The following is a 5727-nucleotide window of genomic DNA, read 5'->3' on the forward strand; positions in this document are numbered from 1 at the left end:
CGGCCGCCGCCATGGCCACCCTGATCCTGCTGGCCGCCGCCACCATCAAGCTGCTCCAGCTCTTTCTGAGCCGCGCCTTGCTGGATCGCACCCAGCGCTGGCGCCACCCATAACCTTATCGAGGAGTCATCATGTCCACTCTCCCCTTCTGGCTGGCCGAAGCGCTCGCCGCCGAACAGCCCGTGCCGCCCACGCCCCTTCACGGCCACCACGAGGCCGATGTCTGCATCGTCGGTGGCGGCTTTACCGGACTCTGGAGCGCCATTGCCCTTAAACAGGCCGAGCCCCACCTGCGCATCATGGTACTGGAGAAAGATCGCTGCGGCAGCGGCGCCTCCGGGCGCAACGGCGGCTGCCTGCTCACCTGGTCGGCCAAATACCTGACCTTAAAGCGCCTCTTTGGCGAGCAGCAGGCCGCCTGGCTGGTGCAAAGATCCGAGCAGGCGGTGCACGAGATCGCCCGCTTCTGCGAAACACACAACATAGAGGCGCAGCTGAGGGTCGAGGGCACCTGCTACACCGCCACCAGCGAGGCGCAGCGCGGCCTGATGGAGCCGGTATTGCGGGAGCTGAAACTCGCTGACCTTAACCAGTGGCAGGCGATTGAAGAGGGTGAACTGGCGAGTCAGAGCGGCTCCCACGTTCATCTGGAGGGGCTCTACAGCCCCCACGCCGGTTCGGTGCAGCCGGCACTGCTGGTGCGCGGCCTGCTGCGGGTGGCGCGGGAACTGGGGATCGAGGTCTATGAGCACTCCCCCATGCAGCGCCTTGAGGCGGGTCAGCCTGCACGGGTACAGACACCGCAGGGTGAGGTGCGTGCCAGCAAGGTGGTGCTGGCCCTCAACAGCGCCATGGTGCAGCACTTTCGCGAGTTTCGCCGCAGTATAGTGCTGGTCTCCTCCGATATGGTGATAACCGACCCCGCGCCGGATGCACTGGCTGCCCAGCAGCTTGAGCACGGTCGCAGCGTGGTGGATGGCCGCACCTTTGTGCATTACTACCGCTCCACCCCGCAAGGACGGCTGATGCTAGGCAAGGGGGGCAACACCTTCGCCTTTGCCAACCGCCATCTGGCCGAGTTTGATGCGCCGAGCCGTTATCTTGCCCCCCTTACCCGCACCCTGCGACGCTTCTTTCCGGCGCTCAAAGAGGTGCCCATCGCCGCCAGCTGGTGCGGCGCCTCCGACCGCTCGGTGGATGGCCTCCCCTTCTTCGGCCACTGGCGAGGGCAGCCCAATATCGTCTATGGCCTCGGCTACTCCGGCAACGGGGTGGCGCAAAGCTGGATCGGCGGCCAGATCCTGGCGGCTTTGGTGCGCGATGAAGTGCGGGAGGAAGACAAGCCGTGGCGCGACTGCGCGCTGGTCAGCGGCCCGCGTGGCTACTTCCCGCCCGAACCGTTTCGCTGGCTGGGGGCCATGGCGGTGCGCAACGCCATCAGGCGCAAAGAGCGCGCGGAAGATGAAAACCGCCCGGTGGCCTGGTATGACAAACAGCTGGCCAAACTTGCCGATGCCGCTGGCAAGGCAGACAAGTAAGCGCGGTAACACCAATCCCGCACGGTTCTACCCCGTCTGACCGCAACCAGCAAAGCGCCGACCTAAGGGTTGGCGCTTTGCTCTTGGCGCCGTCGGCCATCAGCGCGCCTGCTGATCCCGAGCGGCGAAAACCTGAAATCAGCTCCGCGCTGCATCACCCGGATCGGAGGGCATAGACAAGACGCGGCACAAACGGTGCTCGACTTGCCGCTAATAGCACTGTTTCACCAGCGAAACGCCATCAATAAACATCATCTCACTTGCGCAACAATCAGGCTGACACGGCGCCGCCTTGCAGGGATATCGCGCCAGAGAGAACCACGCCGAAGAGCCATGCCGATCAGGACAAAAAGCACCAGCCCGCTAAACTTGTACGCGGTTTATCGCCGCCACTTGTCGGCTGCCGGGACTTCCGTCCCCAGCAGCAACGCTGGCCTTGCCTGCCACACTCGCTCGGGGTCGGGCTCGGCAATGGCGGCGGCGATCAGCTGCTCGCTCCAGTGGCGGTGCAGCAGCCACATCTGCTGGCCGAGATCCCCATCGCTCCGGGTGCACTGCTTGGTGACATCGGCGGTGCGATAGAAGTAGCGCACCAGCGTCGTGAGTTCGGGCTCCGGCCAGCGGCAGCCAAAATCGCGCAACAGGGATGACCAGAAATCAATCTGACCCCGCTCGTGCTGCTGCTCCAGCGCATGCAGCTCGGGGATGAGATCCATCGCATGCCAGAGGGCGCCATAGCCGACAAAGCGGCGCTCCAGCGCCTCCAGTGCCTCGTCGAGCAGCACCAGCGCCTGCGGCCAGCTGGTCGCCTGCAGCCGGATCGCCTGCTGCGCCTCACAGACCGCCGCCAGCCACCCCATGGCGAGGCGGCCGATGATCGCCTCCTTGTTGGGATAGAGGTGGTAGAGCGACTTGATCCCCACCCCCGCCCGATCGGCGATGGCATTGGTGTTAAGGGCCGCAAAGCCCTGCTCCTGCAACAGGCTCAGGGTCGCCTCTTCGATGCGGCTGGCCACCGCCTGACTGCGCTGCTGCTTGGGTTGGCGGCGCATGGCAACCCCCCGGGGTAACGGCCCCTCGCTCACTGACTCCTCTGACATCACGCCTCCCTGTTGTTGGCCCATCGGCAGGCGCTCTGGCGGTAGATCTTGGTACCTCAGCAAAGCGGGCACTGCGCCCCGCTCGCCACCGATTGATGTGACATGGTAAACAAAACGTTAAATATTTGCAGCAGTTGCTGGCATTTTTTGACCGGGCAGCCATAAAGAGATCGCTCAATGTGCAGTAAACACTGCACTCAACCCGACCCTCAAGGAGATCACCGCATGGATTGCAAGGCACCACACCACGCCCGTTCCCGCACTTTTTTGCTGCTCGCCCCGCTGCTGGCCGCCACTCTGGCGGGTTGCCAGCAGGGGCAGCCGCCCACCGCCGCGCGCACCCTTTATCTCAACGGCAAGATCCACACTCAGGATGGTCAGCGCCAGGTGGCAGAGGCCATGGTGGTGAGCGGCGGCCAGTTCCTCTATGTGGGCAACCGGCAGGGGGCCGAGGCGTTTAGTACGCCCGACACCCAGGTGGTCGACTTGCAGGGCAAGATGGTGCTGCCGGGGCTGCACGATAACCATATCCACCTGCTGGGCACGGTGGCCCTCGATATGTGCGATCTCGACGGCAAGCCGGTCGATCTAGGCGAGCTGGCAGCCAAGGTGAAGCGCTGCCTGCCCCGCTACGCCCCCAAGGCTGGCGACTGGCTGGTGATCAACCAGTGGTCACCCTACGAGGGCAACGCCCCCACCGCCGCTTATAAAACCGTGCTGGCAGCCCTCGATGCCGCCGCCCCCGACAACCCTGTGGTGCTGGCCGGGGTCGATGGCCACGCCAGCGCCTACAACTCGCGGGCACTGGCGCTGGCGACCGATAAAAGCGGCAAACAGGTGGGTTTCACCGCCGCCACCCTGGCGCCGGGCGGCCTCTTTGCCTCCTTCAAACCCTATGTGGATCTCGAGAGCGGCGTTATTCGCGAGGGGGCCCGCAGCGCCATCCCCTCCCCCGACAGCGGCCTGCTCAGCGCCCACGACGAGCAGGCGGCGAACCAGTATCGCCAGATCCTGCCCGCCGTCTCGACCTTGATGGCCTCACGCGGCATCACCAGCATTCAGGACGCCTGCGCCACCGACTTTATCCGCGAACGTCTGCGGGAGATGGAAGAGAAGGGGTTGCTCAATATGCGGATCACCGCCGCCACCTGTTTTCACGAGGATGACTACAGCGGCAAGCTCGATATCGGCGGCCATCTGGCCAAGGCCAACCGGGTGCGCGACCAGTTTGCCGGCGATCCGCTGATCAAGGCCGATGCGGTCAAGATCTTCCTCGACGGGGTACTGGAAGGGGACCCTTTCAGCACGCCCCCCTTCCTGCCCAACGCCGGCATGCTGGCCAACTACCAGACCCCCCACCTCGCCGTGGATCAGGGTGGCGAGCAGGTCACCATCACCGCCAACAGCGAGGATGCCGGCAGCAAGGGGCTGGTCAACTACCGCGCCGCCGATCTGAACCGCTACGTGGGAGCGCTCGACAAGGCGGGATTTAGCATCCATATGCACAGCATCGGCGATCGCACCACCCGCATGGCCCTCGATGCGCTGGAGGCGGCCCGCGCCAGCAACGGCGATCACGGCACTCCCCACACCCTCGCCCATCTGCAGGTGGTGCATCCGGACGATCAGCAGCGGCTCGGCCAGCTTGGCATCTACCTCACCTTCACCTATGCCTGGACCAACCCCCAGCCCGAATATGACATGCTGGTCACCCCCTTTATCCAGCCGACCCGCAAGGGGCAATCCCTGCACGAGGCGATGTACGATCCCAAGGGGTATCTCAAGCAGGCGCTCTATCCGGTAGCCAGCTCGCGCAAGGCGGGGGCCATTCTGGTGGCCGGCAGCGATGCGCCGGTCGACAGCCGCGATCCGCGCCCCTTCGTCAATATGGCCGCCGGGGTCAACCATGCGCCCCGGAGCGGCGATGACTTTCGGGCGAGCCAGCGCATCACCCTCGACCAGATGCTGGATGCCTACACCATCAATGGCGCCCGAGCGGTGCGCCAGCAGGCCGTCAGCGGCTCCATCGAAGCGGGCAAATCGGCCGACTTTATCGTGCTGGATCGGGATCTCTACCAGCTGGTCACCAGCGGCAAGCCGGAGCAGATCGCCGACACCAAAGTCACCCGCACCGTCTTTCGCGGGCAGACAATCTTTAGCCAATAGGCTCAAGCACAATGGCGAGGGTGAGCATCTGGTCAGCGGCGATCTGAGCATATGCAGCCAGACCAGCGCCTTGTAACAGCAAAATGCCGACCTTTTGGTCGGCATTTTTAGTTCGGGGAGTGATAGCGAGCCCTGATGGCAAGGTGCGCTGTGCAAGGGTCAATAAGCGGGAGCTAATCCGTGTTCGGCTTGGCACTTTGCCTCAAATCGGAGGGGCATTGGCAACCAGCGTGGCCAGCGGGTTGCCCCAAACAGCGGCTGGATTGATTCACCAGCGAAACAGCCTCAGCCAACTTGGTTGCAACAGCGTAACAATCTTGGCCTGTTGGATTCTGCCTGTAGGCAAAGGTTATGGCATACTCCCCCCCCCGATCGTCTGAATACGCCTCGTTATTTAAATCTAAAAGCTCAAAATACAACCAACACATCGCCACCTTATTAACAAATTTGTTGATCTCCGGCTGTTTTTTGTCTTCATTCAGTTTGCATAGCTCAATGCGTCAGTTACCATGCCTCAATTGAAGACAAAATCCGCCTTAGTTGATGTTGTTTTCTAAGGTTGCATTTTCAATAAAGGTTAAATTGGATTGTGACTTTAAGATTTAGCTTTCGTTTGAGTGATTATTATATTTCATACTTACATGACATTTTGTATTAACTTTTTGGTGTTATTTATGAGTCGCTGGATAGAAAATTTTGAAAAGCATCCCTTCCAAGATACTTGGTCTCAAATTTTATCGTTAAAAGATAGTATCAACTCAGATGATAAAACAGTCATCACCGATACAACTGAAATAGCAAGACTCAAGAAAGTTGTAGCATTTATAAATGAACTTTTATTAGCCTGCGACCCAGAATTAATACCAGAGCAAACATGGAGCAACTTTTCAAGCCAAGCTACTGCGTGCCTGCAAAGCATATTG

Annotated in this window: 4 protein-coding genes; 3 read left to right on the top strand and 1 reads right to left on the bottom strand. The window is 61.3% G+C overall.

All coding sequences use genetic code 11. The features are described 5' to 3' along the window. Positions 1 to 131 precede the first annotated feature (131 nt). Positions 132 to 1538, top strand: a complete 1407-nt coding sequence (locus LD28_RS0112370; protein ID WP_033137268.1) for an FAD-dependent oxidoreductase — start codon at positions 132 to 134, stop codon at positions 1536 to 1538. Positions 1539 to 1918: 380 nt separating this feature from the next. Here the strand turns inward: LD28_RS0112370 and LD28_RS0112375 are convergent, their stop codons facing one another. Then, on the bottom strand, positions 1919 to 2638 hold the full coding sequence (locus tag LD28_RS0112375; RefSeq protein WP_193354309.1) for a TetR/AcrR family transcriptional regulator: 720 nt from the start codon (positions 2636 to 2638) through the stop codon (positions 1919 to 1921). 225 nt (positions 2639 to 2863) lie between these two features. Between LD28_RS0112375 and LD28_RS0112380 the strand changes: the two genes are divergently transcribed. Beyond that, positions 2864 to 4804, top strand: coding sequence for an amidohydrolase (locus LD28_RS0112380; protein ID WP_033137269.1), 1941 nt, complete (start codon positions 2864 to 2866; stop codon positions 4802 to 4804). Between the two features lie 674 nt (positions 4805 to 5478). Next, positions 5479 to 5727 (top strand): hypothetical protein (locus LD28_RS23030; RefSeq protein WP_206538752.1); only part of this gene is annotated, 249 nt, incomplete at its 3' end.

Origin of the sequence: Aeromonas finlandensis, assembly GCF_000764645.1 — a bacterium.
GTDB lineage: Bacteria > Pseudomonadota > Gammaproteobacteria > Enterobacterales > Aeromonadaceae > Aeromonas > Aeromonas finlandensis.